This window comes from Sphingobium sp. WTD-1 (assembly GCF_030128825.1).
Lineage (GTDB): Bacteria > Pseudomonadota > Alphaproteobacteria > Sphingomonadales > Sphingomonadaceae > Sphingobium.
The window spans coordinates 3,538,003-3,555,437 of the sequence record NZ_CP119127.1 but is presented as its reverse complement, the minus strand read 5'-3'; the positions used below and the strand labels follow the sequence as shown (position 1 = coordinate 3,555,437).

Genomic DNA, 17,435 nt, shown 5'->3' with positions numbered 1-17,435 from the left:
GACGGCCGCCTAGGACTGCCCAGGAATGGGAAGTTCGTGCCATTTTTTGCGATATCCCGGTCAGCCGCCAGCCCCTTGATGTTTTTCGCGACGTTTGACCTGGAGTGAACGCTCACATGATGATGATTGCGTGTGTTTTTAGATCATGATGCCCACCAGGATGGCATTGGCGAGATCGATGAAGAAGCCGCAGACCAGGGGCACGACGATAAAAGCCTTGGGTGCCGCACCATATTGCCGTGTGACGGCGCTCATATTCGCAATCGCTGTCGCGGTCGATCCAAGCCCTATTCCCCCGAACCCTGCGCTCATGACGGCTGCTTCATAGTCGCGCCCAAGGCAGGGGAAGAGAATGAAGATCATGAAAGCGATGGCCATTGTTATCTGCAAGCACAGGGCAACGGCGAGAAATGCGACCATGCCATCGAGAGCCCATAGCTGCAGGCTCATCAATGCCATGGTGATGAAGATGCCCAGGCTGATCTCAGAGATCAACGCGACGCCGCGTTGCATGCGTGGCCAATCCCATAACCTGCGTTTTCGCGTGGTTAGATGAGGGGTGACGCCGCGAAGGATAATGCCCGCCAGGAGGCAGCCGACAAAATCAGGAAGATTGAGGCCACTGCTCTTGATTGCCAAAGTCAAGGATTGACCAAGCAGGAGCGTGACATTGAGCCAGAAGAGCGCGAGGAGGGCACCATAATAGTCGAGGAGCGTCCGCTGCGGCTCGTGCAGCGTACCGATCTCGAGCATAGAGGCCCCTGAAACTGGGATATTGCGTGCGCGAATGAGATAGCCGGCTACAGGGCCACCGATCAGGCAGGCGGCTATCAGGCCGAACATATTGCCCGCTGTTCCGATTTCCGCGGCGTTGGCGATCCCCAGCGTTTCCACGAAATGCGGTGCCCAAGCCAGCGTAGTGCCGATCCCGCCGGTCAACGAAATCGACCCGACCATCAGTCCGGCGCGCGGATCCAGACCGAACGCGCTGGCGATCGTCATGGCAAGCAAATTCTGCAGCAAAATGAAGAGACTTGCGAGCGCGGTGAGGATTATGAGCGCCCATCCGCCGCTTCGGATCGTCCGGACGTCGGAATTGAGCCCGATGGCTGCGAAGAAATAGAGCAGCAAGGTGTCGCGGATACCGATGTCAAACTCTATCTTTCTGCCGTGCAGAAGATAAATGCCGCTGACCACAGCAGCGCAGACTATTCCCCCTATGACCGGTTCGGGAATGCTGTAGCGCTTGAAAAGATCGAAACGGCTGACGAGGGCCTTTCCCGCGAATAGCAAAAGGATCGCAATGGTCGAGGTGGTCAGGGCATCAATGTACAGCATCATCGTTCATTTTCATCGATTATCATTCACCCTGCTTTGGCTTGTGGGGCCGGCCAGAGAGTCTTCTCGGTCAGCAGGTAGAAAGCCTGCCGTCGAAGAAAATGCGGCAAAACAAAGAACTGGAGCAGCCGATCTGATGCATTCGAGTGGAACCGACTAGTCTGTTAGCGTCTGGCCCGTCCAGTCGACCACGGCGGCCGTGAAGCGCGCTGTCGCACGATCGAATGCCGCCGCGATTTCGGCCTTGCTGTTTTGGCGGGCGGGTTCTTCTTCAAGGAAGCGGTGAGAAGCCTTCATCTGCCGATCGGTTAGCGCGGTGAGGGTGGCATCGCCCGATATGAGGATCGTCGGTGGACTTTGCTTGTCGCTTTCGGGCGCATAACGGGCCTCGAAGCGGTCGAGGTTCAGTTGGAGCGCGACCGCTCCGGCGCCCCCGCCCCGCCAGGATACCATCCGGATATTGGAAGCCCGCTGATCGAACTGGCGGGTCATGGCCTGGGCGAACAAATCCGGTGCCGGTGCGACCCAGCGTGCGTCTTTGACGTACAAAACGCTGGAGCCACGGGCGGTCAATATGCGGTCGCCCTCGATCTCGGGCGCGAAGCGGATACGGGCCAGGGTGAGCGGTCGGCCCGCGGCAGGGCGTTCCGCGACCGTCGCGTTATTTTGTTCGGCAATCCCGAAGCGAAACAAGGTGTCGCGCTTGCCGCTGCTCCCTAAAAGGCCGCCGCAGCCACCAAGCAGGAGCAGCGCGGAAACGGTCAGAAGGTATCTGTAAGGCTTAACGAGAGTCATTCGGGGAGCTCCAGTTCCAGACCGCTGTCTTTACCCAAGGCCTGCCGGGGATTCTGACGGATCTGGCGGATCAGCCCGTCGAGTGAATCGGCAGTTTCACGCAGGCTGCTCATACTGGCGTTGATTGCCGGCAATGTTGTCGCGCCGATCGTCGCGCTTTGCTTGTTGACGTTGGCCAAAGTGCCGCGCGCCTCGCCGATAGCGAGTTTGAGTTCGGCCGCCGTGTCCGAGATGTCGGCAAAGGCCTTGCGGCCATCGGTGTCGGCGATGTCACGCACCGAGGCGGCCGCATGCTGGATATCCTCGGCTGCCCGATCCAGCTTACCGAGCGCGGACGCCGCATTGGCGAACATCGCCCGGTTGTCGGCGATCGCCCCGGTGGTCAGCCGGATATCGCGAAGAGTGGCGCCGAGATTCTGGATGTTCTGATCCGACAAAGCCTTGTTGACCCGTTGCAGCGCCGATGTCGCGCTCTCCACCATCTGGCCGCCGCCTTGAAGGAGCGATGACAGGGCATTGGGTTTGCTGGAAATGACTGGACGCCTGCCCCGATTGGCCCTCCGAAGCAGTTCCTTGCTCGGTGTCCCGGCGCTGATCTGCACGACGCTCACACCCGATATGCCCTGGGTCTCGGTCGAGGCGACCGAATCGATCCGCACCGGTGTCTTGTGCGTGATCTCTATATCAGTCAGGACCCGGTTGGGGTCGTTCTCGTCGAGTGTGATCCGCTGGATCTGGCCCATCTTGATGCCGTTGAACTGGACTTCGCCGCCGACACTGAGCCCGCGTACGGGCCCGCGGAAAATAACGCGATACTCATCATTTTCCTGCCCGAACCGCGTGCCGCCAAGCCACACCACGAATACGAGTCCGGCGATCAGGAGAATGATCGAGATGATCCCGACGAGGGCATAATTGGCATGGCGTTCCATCAGCGGTCCTTCGCCCCGGCGGCGGCGCGTCCGCGCGGCCCCAGGAAATAGCTTTTGATCCAGGGGTGGTCCGACTTTTCGAGTTCGGCGACCGGGGCCACGGCGACGACCTTGCGGTCGGCAATTACAGCGACTCGGTCACAGATGGCGTAAAGCGTGTCGAGATCATGGGTGATCATGAACACGGTAAGGCCGAGCGCATCGCGCAAGCTGCGGATGAGATCGTCGAACTCGCTGGCGCCGATCGGGTCCAGGCCAGCTGTGGGTTCGTCGAGAAACAGGATGTCTGGATCGAGCGCGATCGCGCGGGCTACGCCAGCGCGCTTGCGCATGCCGCCCGACAATTCCGATGGGCGCAGCGCACCGGCATTGTCGGGCAGACCGGCGAGCTTGATCTTGAGCCTGGCAAGGTCCCCGATAAGTTGCGGGGGCAGCCTGCTATGCTCCAGGAACGGCGCTTCGACATTTTCCTGGACGGTCAGGAACGAGAAAAGCGCACCCTGCTGGAACATTACGCCGATGCGCCGTTCCGCCTCGGAAAGCGCGGATGGCTCGCCGATGTCGCGGCCGAAGAGCTCGACCGAGCCGCCATCGGGTTGCCTAAGGCCGAGAATCGAGTTGAGCAGAACAGATTTTCCTGAGCCTGAACCGCCCACGACACCCAGAATCTCGCCAGGTCGGACCTCAAGGTGCAGACCTTCGTGGATGACCTTATCTCCAAAGGCAGTGTGGAGCCCCGTCACGCGGATCGGCGGCGTCTCCGGTTCGGTGCCCGGGCGGCTCACAGATCGAGCGCCATGAAAATCACCGCGAAGATCGCATCGAACATGATGACGAGGAATACCGACTGCACCACGGCGGACGTGACCTGCCGCCCAAGGCTCTGGACGTCGCCGCCGACCATCAGGCCATGTCGGCAACCAGCGGCGGCGATCACCAGCGCCAGGAACGGGGCCTTGCTCATGCCGATCCAGAAGTGGGTAATGCTGACCGTATCGAGCATGCGCTGCACGAAGAAGATCGGATGGATATCCATCGTCACCCAACTGACCAGCAGACCACCAATGATGCCGCCGATATCGGCGGCAAAAGTCATCAGCGGTATCATCAGCAAGGCGGCGAGAATGCGGGGCACGACCAGCGCGTCGAACCGGTCGACCCCCATGACCTGCATCGCATCGGTTTCCTGGTTCATCCGCATCGAGCCGATCTGGGCGGCGAACGACGAAGCGGATCGACCGGCAAGCAGGATGGCGGCGATGACCACACCGAATTCGCGAAGGATCGCCACACCGACCAGTTGCACGGTGAAGACCCCGACTCCGAGCGTCGTCAGAAGATTGGTGCCGACCAGGGCAATTACGGCGCCGATGAAGAAGGTCATCATGAAGACGATGGGAAGCGAGTTGATCCCGGCCTCCTGCATCGTCGCGACCAGCGGCGTCACGCGCAGGCGCGACGGGTGGATGAGGCTGCGCCCGAGCGCTGTCATCATTTCGCCGGTGAACACGAGCATTTCGTAGCCATCGCGCGCAATCCCGACGATTTGCCGCCCGAACCGGTCGAAGAAGGCCGGCAGACCGGTGCGGCGCACCTTTTCGGGTGATGGTTGCTCGAGTGCGGGCCGTACCAGCGTCGTCAATTGCGCGAAGTCCTCGCGCTCACCGCCGGCGACAGTCGCGTTCTCTTCCATGGCCCGCAGCAGAACCAGGGCCCCGGCCGTGTCGAGGCGGCCAAGCGCCGTGATATCCACCGTCCTGGCCTTGCGCCCGTCGAGATCCACATCGAGGCGGCGCGACGCATCACCCAGGGCTAATGCGGTCCAGTCGCCCTGGAGATGTAGCGCAACCCCATCCTCGGGGTCCTCAAGGCTATATTGTGCCAAGGTCATGGATCCGGCGCTCATCGCAGCACCTTCAGCATGACCTTGGCAGCACCACGCCCGCCGGCACTCCAGACGCCTCCGCCCGGGTCGGTGCTGGCGCCCGTGAGGCAGGTGCCGTCCACCGGACCCTTATTGCCCGAAATCTCTGGCGGCGGCCGGAACGTAAACATCTGGGCCATGCCAAACTCGAGATGGGTCCCATCGCCTTGAAACAGCCCGGTCAGGCGCTCGATCTCGAGCGGCGGCTCGATATAGCGGTCGATTGGCTTGTCGTTCATGTTGGGCGCATGGTCGCAGACCACGTTCCAAATCTTGTCGCCATCGCGCTCGGCAATGTGTTCCCTTCGCTCGCCGTCCAGATCATAGGGATATAGGGCGACCGCGGCCGGGCTGACGGATTGCTCGTTCATCGCACGAGCGCCACGCCGATCCGGAAGCGGGTCATCCGCCGATCATAGTCGAGCAGATTTTCGCCATAACCGACAAAGCTCTGGCCGAAGAGATAGAAGTCTGGTCCGCCACCCAGCAGGCGGGGGAGGGGATAGGAGATATCGGCGCTGAAGGCACCCTTGCCGCTGCCGAAATTAAACCGGGTGGAGGTGGAGAGGCGCAGTCCTTTATCCTCCCCGACCTCCATAAACAGAGCGGTATTCCCGCGATACCGGCGGATATCGGGATTGTCGGACTTGTCGCCGACAAACAGCGACAGGCGAGGCGCGACCGAGAAACGATAGCCGCCCCCCAGTGGGATCGCCGCCATCGGCGCGATATAGACACTATTGATGCTGCGTGACGCTGTCCCGTCGCGGCCATTGGATTCGTGGCGGATGCCGCCCTGCGCGCTGAGCGAAATGCCGCTCGACAGCGTCGCCGACGGTGTCAGGTAGAAAAGCTCGGGCTGATAATCGATGTTGCGGAATGGGGAGGAGTCGCCACCCAGGTCCCAGAACATGCGCTGCGAGAAGGCGAAATGGAGACCATCGCGCCAGGAACGGGGCAGACCCTCGGCGCGCCTGGTGCCGAACAATTGATATTTGAAGCTGATCTGGATCCGCGCCTCGCTGTTCGTGCCGGGGCCATAGACGGCATAGATCGGCTCATAGGCGGAAAGGTTGGCGAGAAAAGGATTGCCGGCCGATCGGTCCGATGGAGGCCGCGCCGCCTCGGGTGCTGCGCTCGCTGCAGCCTGCGCGGGGGCGAGTTCAGGGAGCGCCGATTGCGTCACCGGCGCCGGCCGCAAGGCGATGGCGATCTGCTGCGCGCTCCAGGCCGGTATGGAAAAGACCGCGCCATCCAGCGAAAGTTCGTCCGTATCCGGCAGGCGATAGCGAGCGCGCCTGAAACCGTCGGGCGGGATAATCAGATCTGCCGGCATGTCCGCCGTCCGCTCCAGCCAGAGGGTACGGCGTACGCCGTTGGCTGTAAGCTGCGCTTCGATCCGGTCGGGCAGGGGGACCGTCTGCGGTTCTGTTCCTCCATTGAGAAGGCGCACTTCGACCAGCACTGCCCCATCGGCATCTCGCTGTCCCGCGTCGCCGATCAGGATTTCCACCGGTGAGGTCGCATGTGCAGCGGGGGCCAGGGCGGTGGCAGCGCCTGCCAGCAGCCAGGGGAGGGAGCGTCCCATCATGCGCGTAGGTGCTGGCCGCTATCGACGGGGATGATCGTGCCGGTAATCCGCTTCGCCGCGTCACTGACCAGAAAGGCCGCCAGTGCCCCGACATCCTCGATGTCGACCGGCTGATGCCCTGGTATTTCGGCTGCTGCGCGGGCGAGCAGCTCGTCGAACCGGTCGATGCCACTGGCGGCGCGCGTCGCGATGGGACCAGGCGAGATGGCATGGGCGCGGATGCCTTTGGGACCCAGCTCGGCGGCAACATAGCGGGTGGCGCTTTCCAACGCCGCCTTCACCGGCCCCATCAGATTATAATGCTCAACCACACGCTCAGACCCGTAAAAGGTGACGCAAAGCAGGCAGCCTCCCTCGCTCATCAGTGGCTCAGCGAGCTTGGCCATTCGCAGGAAGCTGTGACAGGACACGTCCATCGCCATGGCAAAACCTTCGGCCGAGCTATCGACGACCCGGCCGTGCAAATCCTCCTTGGGCGCGAAGGCGATCGAGTGCAGCAGGAAGTCGAGGCCGCCCCATTGTTCTTTGACCTGCGCGAACAGCGTTTCGAGTTGGCCCGGCACGCGCACATCGCAAGGGGCCATCCATTCCACGCCCAGCTGCTCGGCGACCGGTTCGACCCAGGCCTTGCCCTTTTCGTTCAGATAGGTCGCCGCGAGTCTGGCGCCACATCGCACGAACGCGTTGGCGCACCCGGCCGCGATGCTCTTGTCATTGGCGATGCCGACGACGAGGCCGCGCTTGCCGGTGAGATCGACGAGCGGGCTCATACGGCGGTGCCGATGACATTGAGGCTATGGTGAGCGATCATACGTTCCTCATCGGTTGGAATGACCAGCACGGCGACCGGACTGTCTGGCATGCCGATCCGGGGGCCATTGCCCGCATTTGCCAATTCATCGATCTGCACGCCGAGCCATGCGATTCGGCGGCAGATGCGGCTGCGGATATCGGCGTCGTTCTCGCCGATCCCGGCGGTAAAGATGAGACCGTCGATCCCGCCGAGCGAGGCGGCGAGGGCAGCGATTTCGCGGGCGACACGCCAGGCGAACAATTCGATCGCTTCGGCCGCTTCAGGTGCCTTGCTGGCTGCGAGCGTGCGCATGTCGCTGGAAATACCCGAGACACCGAGCAGCCCGGATTTCTTGTAGAACAGATCCTCGACTTCGGCCGGGCTCATGCCGAGTTGGGTTTGGAGGTGGAGGACGACGCCCGGATCGATGCTGCCGCAGCGCGTACCCATCATCAGGCCATCGAGCGCAGTGAAGCCCATGGTGGTGTCGATGCTCCTGCCGGCCTGCATCGCGCACAGGCTCGCGCCATTGCCCAGATGCGCGGCGATCACCCGGGCCCCGGCCAGCACGGGATCGATTTGCGCGAGGCGCCGGGTGATATATTCGTAGGACAGGCCATGGAACCCGTAGCGGCGGATGCCTTGGTCATGCAGCGCACGGGGGATCGCGAAGCGCGAAGCGATCTCCGGCTTGTCATGATGGAAAGCGGTGTCGAAGCAGGCCACCTGCGGCAGGTTGGGCTGGAGTGCCGCAATCGCGCGGATGGCGGCGAGGTTGTGGGGCTGGTGAAGCGGGGCAAGTGGGCACAACGCCTCAAGCTTGTCGAGCAGCGCCGCATCGATCAGGCGCGGAGCCGCGAATTCCGTTCCGCCATGCACCACCCGGTGGCCGATCGCGATGATCTCGCGCCCTTCCAGCGGATGATCGGCCGCCCAGGCGAACAAATCAGCAAGCAGGTCCGCATGGGTGAGCGCTGCGCCATCCGGCCAGGCGCGTTCGAGCAGTACACCGCCTTCGACGGAACGCACGGTCACCGTCGGAGCGATGCCGATCTTCTCGATCTTGCCGCCGGCGGATAGCTGCAGCGCGCCATCGCCATCGCCATCGCCATCGAGCACGAATAGCGAGAATTTTATACTCGACGATCCCGCATTGAGGCTGACGACCGCCTTCATGCGCCTTGCGCCTCCAGCAAGCCCGGGGTGGCCTTCGTCGCGGCACGGGCGAGCAGAACCGCGACCGCGCAGGACGCAAGGCGGGTGCGCAGACTGTCGGCACGGCTGGTGAGGATGATCGGCACCCGTGCGCCCAGGACTACCCCGGCTGCGTCCGCGCCGCCAAGGAACGTGAGTTGCTTGGCGAGCATGTTGCCCGCTTCCAGATTAGGCACGACCAGGATCTCGGCTTTGCCGGCGACGGGCGAGATAATGCCTTTTTCTTTCACCGCGGATTCGCTGATTGCGTTGTCGAAGGCGAGGGGGCCATCGAGGATTCCGCCTGTGATCTGTCCGCGATCGGCCATCTTGCACAGAGCGGCCGCGTCCAGCGTCGACTGCATGCCAGCATTGACGGTCTCGACGGCCGCGAGGATCGCCACTTTTGGCTGCTCGATGCCGATCACATGCGCCAGGTCGATCGCGTTGCGGATGATATCCGCTTTCTCTTCCAGCGTCGGCGCGATGTTGATCGCGGCGTCGGTGATGATCAGCGGGGTCGGGTGATCGGGTACATCCATCACATAGGCGTGGCTGATCCTGCGCTCGGTTCGCAGGCCGGTGGCGGATGCCACCACCGCGCCCATCAGTTCGTCGGTGTGAAGCGACCCTTTCATCAGCAGTTTCGCTTCGCCGGAGCGAATGAGCGCGACGGCTTTGGCCGCGGCATCATGGCTGTGGGCGGCGTCGATCAGCTGGAAGCCCGAGATATCCTTGGCCGCTTCCTCGGCAGCCTTGCGAACCCTGGTTTCGGGACCGATCAGGATCGGAACGATCAATCCGGCTTCGGCGGCTTCGATTGCGGCGGTAATTGCCGCCGCGCTACATGGATGCGCCACAGCGGTAGCCACCGCCCCCTGGCCTTCCGTGCGCTCGATCAGCCGGCGATAGCCGTCATGGTCGCGAATGTGCACGTCGGGCAGGGCGATACGCGGCCGGCGGACCTTCTCGGTCGGTGCCCTGACCTCGGCCTGGCCGGTGATCACGTCGTCGCCGTCCTGATTGACGCAGCGGCAGTCGAACAGGATATTGTGGTGATCGCGCTTCTCCGCGACAGTCACCGATGTCGTGATCGTGTCGCCCAGACCGACCGGCCGCGTGAAGCGAAGCGACTGGTTGAGATAAATGGCGCCGGGTCCCGGAAGTTCGGTGCCCAGCACCGCCGAGATCAGGCCGCCGCCCCACATGCCATGCGCGATCACGCGGTGAAATATGTCGGTTGCGGCGTAGCTGGTATCGAGGTGTGCCGGGTTCACATCGCCCGAGACGAGCGCGAAGAGCTGGATATCCTGTTCGCACAGCGTGCGCGTGATGCTCGCCGTCTGCCCGATCTCTATCTGGTCATAGGTGTGGTTTTCGATCATCGGTTCGTCGCTCATTGCTCAATGCTCCAGCACATAATGGCCGGGAGCATCGCCGATCGGCGCATAGCCTTTGTCGGCATTGCCCATCGGCGGCGGGGCGACAGGTTCGCCCGAGCGCGCATCCAGCCAGGCGCCCCATTCGAGCCACCAGGAGCCGTCCTTCGGCGTTGCGCGCGTCAGCCAGTCCTCGGGATCACAGGAAGGACCGTCGAGTTCGCGGGTCATCACATGGTAGCGACGGCCGCGATGGCCCGGTTCCGAGACGATCCCGGCATTATGCCCGCCGCTGGTCAGGACGAAGGTGATTTCCGCGCCGCTCAGCAAATGGATCTTGTGGACCGAATGCCAGGGCGCCACATGATCGCGCTCGGTGCCGACAACGAACAGCGGCTTGCGAATAGCTGACAGGCTGATGGTCTTGCCATCCACCTTGTATTTGCCCTCAGCGAGATCGTCCTCGAGAAACAGGCGGCGCAGATACTGGCTGTGCATCGCATAAGGCATGCGGGTGGCGTCGGCATTCCATGCCATCAGGTCGTTCATCGGCGGACGCTCACCCATCAGATATTCGCCCAGGATACGCGACCATACGAGATCGTTGGACTTGAGGATCTGGAAGGCGCCGCCCATCTGGGTGCCGTCGAGATAGCCGCGGCTCCACATCATGTTTTCGAGCACGTTCAATTGCGCCTCGTCGATGAACAGGCCGAGCTCGCCGGGTTCGCTGAACTCGGTCTGGGCCGCGAACTGCGTGATACTGGCCAGCCGATCGTCGCCGTCGCGCGCCATTGCAGCCGCCGCGATCGAGAGCAATGTGCCGCCCAGGCAATAGCCAACCGCGTGAACGGAGGGCGCGCCGGTGATGGCGCTCACCGCGTCGAGCGCCGCCATTGGCCCCGACCGGCGATAGGCCTCCATGTCGAGATCGCGATCTTCGCTGCCCGGATTGTGCCAGGATACCATGAACACGGTATAGCCCTGGCCGGTCAGCCATTTGACCAGCGAGTTCTCAGGCGACAGGTCGAGGATGTAATATTTCATGATCCAGGCCGGCACGATCAGGATCGGCTCGGGACGCACCGTCTCGGTCGTCGGGTCATACTGGATCAGCTCCATCAGCCGGTTGCGGAAGACGATTTTGCCCTTCGCGGTGGCGACATTTTCGCCCACCTTGAAATCCTCGGTCCCGACCGGCGGCAGGCCGCGTACGCTATGCTGCATGTCCTCCAGCAGATGCTGGAAACCCTCGACGAGGCATTTCCCGCCGGTCTCGACGATCTTGCGCTGCAGGACCGGGTTGGTCGCCAGGAAGTTGGTCGGCGCCAGCATGTCGAGCATCTGTCGTGCGCCGAATTCCACCATCTCCTGATGATGCTTCGAGACGCCGCCGATCCCGGTCGTCGCCGCGTACCACCATTGCTGGTTCAGCAGGAAAGCCTGCGAGAGGATGTTGAACGGCGGCTGCTTCCATGCCGGGTCCCGGAAGCGCCGGTCCTGCGGCAGCGGTTCGATGGCGGGCGCGGCATCGGCATCGCTGGCGCTGCGCAAGGCATAGTCGAACAGCCGGGCATATTTGCGCGCCACCTTGGCGCCCAGTTGCAGCTGCTTGCCGGGAGAGATGGAGAGATGGAGCGCCCATTCTGAGAAAGCCTGGATGAGCGTGGCCGGTGAAAGGCCGAAGGTGGCTTGCGCGATCGCGGCGACAGCCGCGCGATCCAGGGTTTCGGCGATGCCATCAAGGGGATCTGGCGATGGGTGAGCATCCGCAGCGACCATGAACTTGTACTCCAGTTGGGGATGATCTCCCCTGTGAGGCGTCACACGAAAGCTCGCATTACGTAATTATCCCCTCCGGTTTACCTTTTTGCCAAACTGCGTTGCTTCGCCTGGCCGCCATCAACTGGTTCGAGAGCGAAAGCTCGCGCCCACCCCAAACCCAGTCTCCCGCCCGGCTGGATAACGGTACTGTGTAGGATAGATATTGGCAAGTGCCATATAGGCAAGAACCGGTTTTAGCAATGCAGCTGAACCGCCGCAGGCGGATTCCGATGGCGTAAACATTGGCGCGGCATAAGGGCCGACTCGTTGGACGAGCCGGTGCGGTATGGCCGCTTTGGTCCAAGTTTCGCTCAGAAGCACAGCTCCGAACCCTGCGCCAATACGAAACGCATAGGTATAGTTACCAATGGCGGCGTTGGCCCTCGGGGAGCAGGCCCGTCTACAGCTTCCGGCCGATCGTCGGCAGCATCGTTCTGGCGGACGTTGGCACGTTCAGCATTCTTGATCGGACAAGGAGGACGCATGACAGACTTCGAAGGAGGGGTGGCAATCGTAACCGGGGCCGCGATGGGTTTGGGCGCGGCAATTGCTCGCGAGCTTGCCGTATCCGGCGTTAGGCTGGTGCTGGGTGATCTCGACATGGACCGTGCAGATGCTCTCGCGGCGGAAATCGGTCGCGAACAGGCAATCGCCATCAGGGTCGATGTCTCGGACGCGGCGGCGGTCGAAGCCATGGTTGCCTTCGCTCTGGAAAACTTCGGCAAGCTGGACTTCGCCGTAAACAATGCCGGCGTGGGCGGCGCCTCTGCGCCTGCCGGGGAATATGCTCTCGACGAGTGGCGGCGCGTGATGAGCGTGGATCTCGACAGTGTCTTTTTCGGCATGCGCTACCAGATCCCTGCGATGCTGCGCTCGGGCGGCGGCGCCATTGTCAACATGAGTTCGATCTGCGGGATGATCGGCCTGCCGGGCACGATCGCCTATACCGCGGCCAAGCACGCAGTGGTCGGCATGACCCGGACCGCCGCGATGGACTATGCGCGGCAGGGCATCCGGATCAACGCTGTCGGCCCTGCCGTGATCGATACCCCCCTGATCCGCGCGCAGGGCGAACCCGCGGCCGAACTCGTCGAGCGGCATCCGCTCGGACGGCTCGGGCAGCCCGAGGAAGTGGCAGCTCTCGTCGCTTTTCTGCTGTCCGGCCGGGCGTCGTTCATGACTGGTGGCTACTACCCCGTCGATGGAGGCTATCTGGCCCAATAGGGTCTTCGCCTGATCGGGTGGCGGCGCGCCCAAGACCGCGCCCGCGCGCGTTTTCGCTCAGAACGAATTCTGATGTCAGAAAGGAATACTCATGTCTCGCATCGCTCTTGTCACCGGTGGCGTCAGCGGCATCGGCGCCGCTACATCGACGCTGCTTCAAAAGTCGGGTTTTACCGTCGCCGCCAATTATTTCGGCAATGACGAAGAGGCGAAAGCCTTTTCAAAAGAAACCGGTATCCCTGTCTACAGCTGGAACGTTGCCGACTTCGCCGCCAGCCAGGCCGGTGTCGCGCAGGTCGTCGCCGATTTCGGTCCGGTCGATGTGCTCATCAACAATGCCGGTATCACCCGCGACGGCACGCTGCACAAGATGACCGAGGAACAATGGCGCAGCGTCATCGATGTCGACCTGAGTGGCTGTTTCAACATGTGCCGGGCAGTTATCGAGGGGATGCGCGAGCGCCGCTTTGGCCGTATCGTCAACATCAGCTCGGTCAACGGTCTCTCCGGACAGTTTGGACAGACCAACTATGCCGCAGCCAAGGCCGGCGTTATCGGCTTCTCCAAGGCGCTGGCGCTTGAGGGCGCCGCGCGAAACATCACGGTCAACGCGATCGCGCCAGGCTATACCGATACCGAAATGGTCGCCGCAGTGCCCGAGCAGGCAATGCAGGGCATTCTCTCGGGCGTGCCGATCGGTCGGCTCGGCCATCCCGAGGAGATCGCGCGCGGGGTTCTCTACCTGGTGGCGGACGAGGCGGGGTTCATCACCGGCGCCACCCTTTCGATCAATGGCGGCAAATATATGGCCTGAACGGCCTGCACTGGAAGGACACTAATCATGGCATCCAATATCGTTCTTTGTGCGCCGGTCCGTACCGCGATCGGCGCCTATGGTGGCACCCTTAAGGATATGGCTGCGCCTGCCCTTGGGAGCATAGCCGTTCGCGAGACACTGGCACGCGCGGGCGTGGGCGGTGACACCATCGATACTGTCGTTCTGGGACAGGTCGTGCAAGCTGGCGCAAAGATGAACCCGGCTAGGCAGGCGGCCATCGGTGCCGGCATTCCGGACAATGTGCCGGCGATGACCGTCAACCGGGTCTGCGGCTCGGGCGCCCAGGCCATCGCGACTGCCGCGCAGGAAATCATGCTCGGGCTGTCCAGTGCTGCGATTGCCGGCGGGATGGAGAATATGGACCAGGCGCCCTACCTGATCGAGAAGGGCCGCTGGGGCTACCGCATGGGCGATGGCAAGCTCCATGACGCGATGCTACACGACGGTCTCAACGACGCCTTCTGCAACCAGCATTCCGGCTGGGTCACCGAAGATCTTGTCGACAGGTTCCAGATCACGCGCGAGGCGCAGGATGCCTGGGCGATGCGGTCCCAGCAGCGCTTTAGCGTTGCCCAGGCCGAAGGTAAATTCGACGCCGAGATTGTGGCGGTGGAGATAGCTGGTCGCAAAGGACCGACGATCTTCGCGCGCGACGAGCAGAACCGCGCGGACACGACGTTGGAGAGCCTCGCACGGCTGAAACCGGCCTTCCGCCCTGAAGGCAGCATTACCGCGGGTAATGCGCCCGGTCTCAACAGCGGCGCGGCGGCGATGGTCGTCGCCAGCGAGCAATGGGCGCAGCAGCATGGGGTCACGCCGCTCGGGCGTCTGGTCGCCTTTGGTGTCGGCGCTGTCGAACCTGGGATGTTCGGCCTTGGCCCGGTGCCGGCTGTCCGTCAGGCGCTCGATCGTGCGGGTTGGGCGGTGGCCGATCTCGAGCGGGTCGAGATCAATGAGGCGTTTGCGGCCATTGCGATCGCCGTCACCCGGGAACTTGGCCTCCCCGAGGACATCGTCAATGTCGAAGGCGGCGCCATCGCCCATGGCCATCCGATCGGCGCGACGGGCACGGTGCTGACGACGCGCCTGCTGCAGTCGATGCGTCGCGACGGACTGAAGCGTGGCCTGGTGACGCTCTGCATCGGCGGCGGGCAGGGGGTTGCGCTTCTCCTCGAGAGCGTGTCCTGAACTACGCCGATTCGCATGCGATGACAATGTCGGCGCAGGTGTCCGGCGCGATGGATAATCCAGGCGCCGGTCCCTCCGCGCATCAACGCCTGGCCATCGTTGGCATCGAGAAGTCCTATGGCAAACGCAAGGTCATCCAGGGCATTTCGCTGACGGTGGGTGCTGGCGAGATCGTCGGCCTCCTGGGCCCCAATGGCGCTGGCAAGACCGTGTGCTTCTACGCCATTGTCGGTCTGACGCCGATCGACGCGGGCAGCGTGCTGCTGAACGGGGAAGATATAACCGCCATGACGATGGATCGCCGTGCGCGGCGGGGGCTTGGATATCTTCCTCAGGAAGCATCGATCTTCCGGGGCATGACCGTGGCGCAGAACATCATGGCGGTGCTGGAGGCGACTACCGAAGATGGCGCCTCTGCCCACGAGAATCTCGAACAGCTTCTGGCCGAGTTCAACATTGTCCATGTTCGCGACACCCCTGCCATGGCGCTGTCGGGCGGCGAGCGTCGGCGCTGCGAGATCGCCCCGGCGATGGCGGCCGGACCCGCGATCATGTCGCTTGATGAACCGTTCGCCGGCATCGACCCGCTGTCGATCGTCGATATCAAACTCATGGTGCGCGACCTCAAGCATCGCGATGTCGGGGTCCTGATCACCGACCACAACGTCCATGAAATGCTCGAACTGATCGACCGTGCTTATGTCATCCATGAGGGCAAGGTTCTCTTCGAGGGTGTTCCGCAGGCCGTGCTGCGTGATCCTGAAGTCAGGCGCCTATATTTAGGCGAGAACTTCCTCCCGTGACGTCCCGCTTGCCAGTCCGATCAGGTGGTGTCTCGTTTCCAGAGCAGGATGTCGAGCGCCTGAGTAAGGTATGCGCGCTTGGCAGTGGGTGTATTTGGAAACTCGCGCCGGACGAGGATAAGGTGGCGGGGTACCATAACGAGTGTGTCGAATATATGGCGCGCAAAGAACTGCAGCGCGTCCTCGTCCATGCTGTGGTTCCACTCAGAGCTTTCCAGGATCGATCGAACAATTCTGATGCCTTCGGACGCACCAAGCGTTGGTGCAGCCGTTGGAGAAGATTCATGGTCCAACAGCCAGAGGATCAGTGCTTCCAGGCCGATCACCTCCCGCTTCAGCGACAAATCAAGCATCTTCCTGCCGACAAACAACAGCCGGTCGCGAAGTAGCCCCTTCGGGATCGTGGAGGCGATCGGTCGGAGATGGCGGCACAAGCCGTGCTCTACAGCCGCGCGCAAAAGTTCTGTCTTGGAGCCAAAGCGCGAATAGAGAGTGCGCTTGGAGACGTTGGCGCTGGCGGCGATGGATTCCATGCTCGCGCCGTCAGCGCCACGGTTGATGAACTCCTCGAGCGCCACATCAAGAATATGGGCGCCAAGTTGCGCAGCGACCTCCTGCGTCGGCCGGCCGCCTTTTGGGTTGCGCGGTGGAAGCGGAATATCGCGACCCTTCGGCGTTTGTTGCTTCATGATGCCAACCCTAGCGACGTCTGCGTCAAATTCCATGATATCGGATTATAGGCGATCGACTTGAAGCCGGTGCCGCTTGGCGTGTCCTTCTGATAATTGCCGATCAGGTCGAAGCTCAAATCGCCCTTCTCGCCATGGAAGCTGCCGCGCACCGCCTTGGTGTCGGCCGAGTTGAAGTCGGCGCCGCCCAGCAGGTTTTCGGTATAGCCGTCGCGCTTGCGGATGCGGCCGGCCAGGCGGATCGCCATGCCTTCGCCGATCGGCGCATTGACCATGCCCTCGGTCAGCCAGCTATTATAATTGCCATAGGAGACCCGGCCCGCTGCTTCGACATTGTCGAGCTGCGCCTTGTTCTGGATGATGTTGACCGCGCCGATCAGCGCGCCGCGACCATAGAGGGTCGATTGCGGCCCCTTGGCGATCTCGACCCGCTCGATATCGAACAGCTCGACATAGGAGCCGCGCGACTTGGAGATGGAGACGCCGTCCTGATAGACAGACACGCGCGGCTCGTTGCTGGCGGTGCCGCTGTCCGACGTGATGCCGCGCATCACGAAGCCGGGATTGTTGGGCGACTGGTTCTGGACTTCGAAACCCGGCACGAAGCGCGACAGCGCGTCGAACTCATAAAGGCCCATACGGTCCATCTGTTCATTGCCGACGACGCTCAGCGCCATCGGCACGTCGATCGGATCCTGTTCACGCAACTGCGCGGTGACGATGATCGAATCGGCCGGGGCGGCATCGGGCGTTTCGGCATGGGCGGTTGCCGTAGCGAAAACGGGCAGGCTGATTGCGGCCAGAGCAAGAGAACGGAAGTGCATGATATTTCTCCCCTTTCGGCGCTCGGGTAGGAGAGGAGTATGAAGCACGCATGACAGTCCAGTTGCGGTTCTGGGACGGTGCAAGGAAAGCGTGCGGAT

General features: G+C 62.5%; 17 protein-coding genes. 4 read left to right on the top strand and 13 right to left on the bottom strand.

All coding sequences use genetic code 11. The annotated features are described in order from the left end of the window. Positions 1-138: 138 nt before the first annotated feature. The 11 genes from gltS to N6H05_RS17500 all read right to left on the bottom strand — a co-directional run bounded on the left by gltS (position 139) and on the right by N6H05_RS17500 (position 11,728). Positions 139-1,341 carry a sodium/glutamate symporter gene (gene gltS / locus N6H05_RS17550; protein ID WP_284110875.1) on the bottom strand — a complete coding sequence of 401 codons (1,203 nt, stop codon included), beginning with the start codon at positions 1,339-1,341 and terminating at the stop codon, positions 139-141. Positions 1,342-1,494: 153 nt separating this feature from the next. Then, on the bottom strand, positions 1,495-2,133 hold the full coding sequence (locus N6H05_RS17545) for an ABC-type transport auxiliary lipoprotein family protein (protein WP_284110874.1): 639 nt from the start codon (positions 2,131-2,133) through the stop codon (positions 1,495-1,497). Then, a complete protein-coding gene (locus N6H05_RS17540) occupies positions 2,130-3,065 on the bottom strand; it encodes an MlaD family protein (protein WP_284110872.1) in 936 nt (311 codons plus the stop codon). The genes N6H05_RS17545 and N6H05_RS17540 overlap by 4 nt, the downstream gene beginning before the upstream one ends. Further along, the gene (locus N6H05_RS17535) at positions 3,065-3,850 is read right to left on the bottom strand and encodes an ABC transporter ATP-binding protein (RefSeq protein WP_010338710.1); all 786 of its coding nucleotides are present in this window, start codon (positions 3,848-3,850) and stop codon (positions 3,065-3,067) included. Before N6H05_RS17535 ends, N6H05_RS17540 begins: the two co-directional genes overlap by 1 nt. After that, complete coding sequence (locus tag N6H05_RS17530; protein WP_232313658.1) at positions 3,847-4,971, bottom strand: MlaE family ABC transporter permease; 1,125 nt, start codon at positions 4,969-4,971, stop codon at positions 3,847-3,849. The genes N6H05_RS17535 and N6H05_RS17530 overlap by 4 nt, the downstream gene beginning before the upstream one ends. Then, positions 4,968-5,360: a phytoene desaturase family protein gene (locus N6H05_RS17525; RefSeq protein ID WP_010338712.1), complete on the bottom strand. Its 393-nt coding sequence runs from the start codon at positions 5,358-5,360 to the stop codon at positions 4,968-4,970. The genes N6H05_RS17530 and N6H05_RS17525 overlap by 4 nt, the downstream gene beginning before the upstream one ends. Next, positions 5,357-6,580, bottom strand: a complete 1,224-nt coding sequence (locus tag N6H05_RS17520) for a phospholipase A (protein ID WP_284110869.1) — start codon at positions 6,578-6,580, stop codon at positions 5,357-5,359. Before N6H05_RS17520 ends, N6H05_RS17525 begins: the two co-directional genes overlap by 4 nt. Further along, positions 6,577-7,350, bottom strand: coding sequence for an enoyl-ACP reductase FabI (gene fabI, locus N6H05_RS17515; RefSeq protein WP_284110867.1), 774 nt, complete (start codon positions 7,348-7,350; stop codon positions 6,577-6,579). The genes N6H05_RS17520 and fabI overlap by 4 nt, the downstream gene beginning before the upstream one ends. After that, positions 7,347-8,549 carry an acetate/propionate family kinase gene (locus N6H05_RS17510; RefSeq protein WP_284110865.1) on the bottom strand — a complete coding sequence of 401 codons (1,203 nt, stop codon included), beginning with the start codon at positions 8,547-8,549 and terminating at the stop codon, positions 7,347-7,349. Before N6H05_RS17510 ends, fabI begins: the two co-directional genes overlap by 4 nt. Then, the gene (locus N6H05_RS17505) at positions 8,546-9,967 is read right to left on the bottom strand and encodes a bifunctional enoyl-CoA hydratase/phosphate acetyltransferase (protein WP_284110863.1); all 1,422 of its coding nucleotides are present in this window, start codon (positions 9,965-9,967) and stop codon (positions 8,546-8,548) included. The genes N6H05_RS17510 and N6H05_RS17505 overlap by 4 nt, the downstream gene beginning before the upstream one ends. Before the next feature lie 3 nt (positions 9,968-9,970). Further along, positions 9,971-11,728, bottom strand: a complete 1,758-nt coding sequence (locus N6H05_RS17500) for a PHA/PHB synthase family protein (RefSeq protein ID WP_284110861.1) — start codon at positions 11,726-11,728, stop codon at positions 9,971-9,973. Between the two features lie 525 nt (positions 11,729-12,253). On the opposite strand from N6H05_RS17500, the gene N6H05_RS17495 reads away from it, so the two are divergent. From N6H05_RS17495 to lptB, 4 genes are all read left to right on the top strand, one after another. Next, the gene (locus N6H05_RS17495; protein ID WP_029547887.1) at positions 12,254-12,994 is read left to right on the top strand and encodes an SDR family NAD(P)-dependent oxidoreductase; all 741 of its coding nucleotides are present in this window, start codon (positions 12,254-12,256) and stop codon (positions 12,992-12,994) included. 91 nt (positions 12,995-13,085) lie between these two features. Then, positions 13,086-13,808: an acetoacetyl-CoA reductase gene (gene phbB / locus N6H05_RS17490; protein WP_010338719.1), complete on the top strand. Its 723-nt coding sequence runs from the start codon at positions 13,086-13,088 to the stop codon at positions 13,806-13,808. Positions 13,809-13,835: 27 nt separating this feature from the next. Further along, the gene (locus tag N6H05_RS17485; RefSeq protein ID WP_010338720.1) at positions 13,836-15,020 is read left to right on the top strand and encodes an acetyl-CoA C-acetyltransferase; all 1,185 of its coding nucleotides are present in this window, start codon (positions 13,836-13,838) and stop codon (positions 15,018-15,020) included. A 20-nt stretch (positions 15,021-15,040) separates the two neighbouring features. After that, positions 15,041-15,823 carry an LPS export ABC transporter ATP-binding protein gene (lptB, locus tag N6H05_RS17480; protein ID WP_443019673.1) on the top strand — a complete coding sequence of 261 codons (783 nt, stop codon included), beginning with the start codon at positions 15,041-15,043 and terminating at the stop codon, positions 15,821-15,823. Positions 15,824-15,843: 20 nt separating this feature from the next. On the opposite strand, the gene N6H05_RS17475 is transcribed toward lptB, so the two are convergent. Beyond that, positions 15,844-16,512, bottom strand: coding sequence for a TetR/AcrR family transcriptional regulator (locus N6H05_RS17475; protein ID WP_169860763.1), 669 nt, complete (start codon positions 16,510-16,512; stop codon positions 15,844-15,846). Then, entirely contained in the window at positions 16,509-17,336 is an 828-nt protein-coding gene (locus N6H05_RS17470) for a TonB-dependent receptor plug domain-containing protein (RefSeq protein WP_284110856.1), read from the bottom strand. Before N6H05_RS17470 ends, N6H05_RS17475 begins: the two co-directional genes overlap by 4 nt. Between the last annotated feature and the right edge of the window lie 99 nt (positions 17,337-17,435).

What these genes read in the sequence shown, in the direction of transcription:
- N6H05_RS17530 (WP_232313658.1), bottom strand. Translation starts at nt 4,971, where the DNA reads ATGAGCGCCGGATCCATGACCTTGGCACAATATAGCCTTGAGGACCCC.
- N6H05_RS17470 (WP_284110856.1), bottom strand. Translation starts at nt 17,336, where the DNA reads ATGCACTTCCGTTCTCTTGCTCTGGCCGCAATCAGCCTGCCCGTTTTC.
- gltS (WP_284110875.1), bottom strand. Translation starts at nt 1,341, where the DNA reads ATGATGCTGTACATTGATGCCCTGACCACCTCGACCATTGCGATCCTT.
- N6H05_RS17505 (WP_284110863.1), bottom strand. Translation starts at nt 9,967, where the DNA reads ATGAGCGACGAACCGATGATCGAAAACCACACCTATGACCAGATAGAG.
- N6H05_RS17540 (WP_284110872.1), bottom strand. Translation starts at nt 3,065, where the DNA reads ATGGAACGCCATGCCAATTATGCCCTCGTCGGGATCATCTCGATCATT.
- N6H05_RS17500 (WP_284110861.1), bottom strand. Translation starts at nt 11,728, where the DNA reads ATGGTCGCTGCGGATGCTCACCCATCGCCAGATCCCCTTGATGGCATC.
- N6H05_RS17545 (WP_284110874.1), bottom strand. Translation starts at nt 2,133, where the DNA reads ATGACTCTCGTTAAGCCTTACAGATACCTTCTGACCGTTTCCGCGCTG.
- N6H05_RS17520 (WP_284110869.1), bottom strand. Translation starts at nt 6,580, where the DNA reads ATGATGGGACGCTCCCTCCCCTGGCTGCTGGCAGGCGCTGCCACCGCC.
- N6H05_RS17510 (WP_284110865.1), bottom strand. Translation starts at nt 8,549, where the DNA reads ATGAAGGCGGTCGTCAGCCTCAATGCGGGATCGTCGAGTATAAAATTC.
- fabI (WP_284110867.1), bottom strand. Translation starts at nt 7,350, where the DNA reads ATGAGCCCGCTCGTCGATCTCACCGGCAAGCGCGGCCTCGTCGTCGGC.
- N6H05_RS17485 (WP_010338720.1), top strand. Translation starts at nt 13,836, where the DNA reads ATGGCATCCAATATCGTTCTTTGTGCGCCGGTCCGTACCGCGATCGGC.
- lptB (WP_443019673.1), top strand. Translation starts at nt 15,041, where the DNA reads ATGACAATGTCGGCGCAGGTGTCCGGCGCGATGGATAATCCAGGCGCC.
- phbB (WP_010338719.1), top strand. Translation starts at nt 13,086, where the DNA reads ATGTCTCGCATCGCTCTTGTCACCGGTGGCGTCAGCGGCATCGGCGCC.
- N6H05_RS17475 (WP_169860763.1), bottom strand. Translation starts at nt 16,512, where the DNA reads ATGAAGCAACAAACGCCGAAGGGTCGCGATATTCCGCTTCCACCGCGC.
- N6H05_RS17495 (WP_029547887.1), top strand. Translation starts at nt 12,254, where the DNA reads ATGACAGACTTCGAAGGAGGGGTGGCAATCGTAACCGGGGCCGCGATG.
- N6H05_RS17525 (WP_010338712.1), bottom strand. Translation starts at nt 5,360, where the DNA reads ATGAACGAGCAATCCGTCAGCCCGGCCGCGGTCGCCCTATATCCCTAT.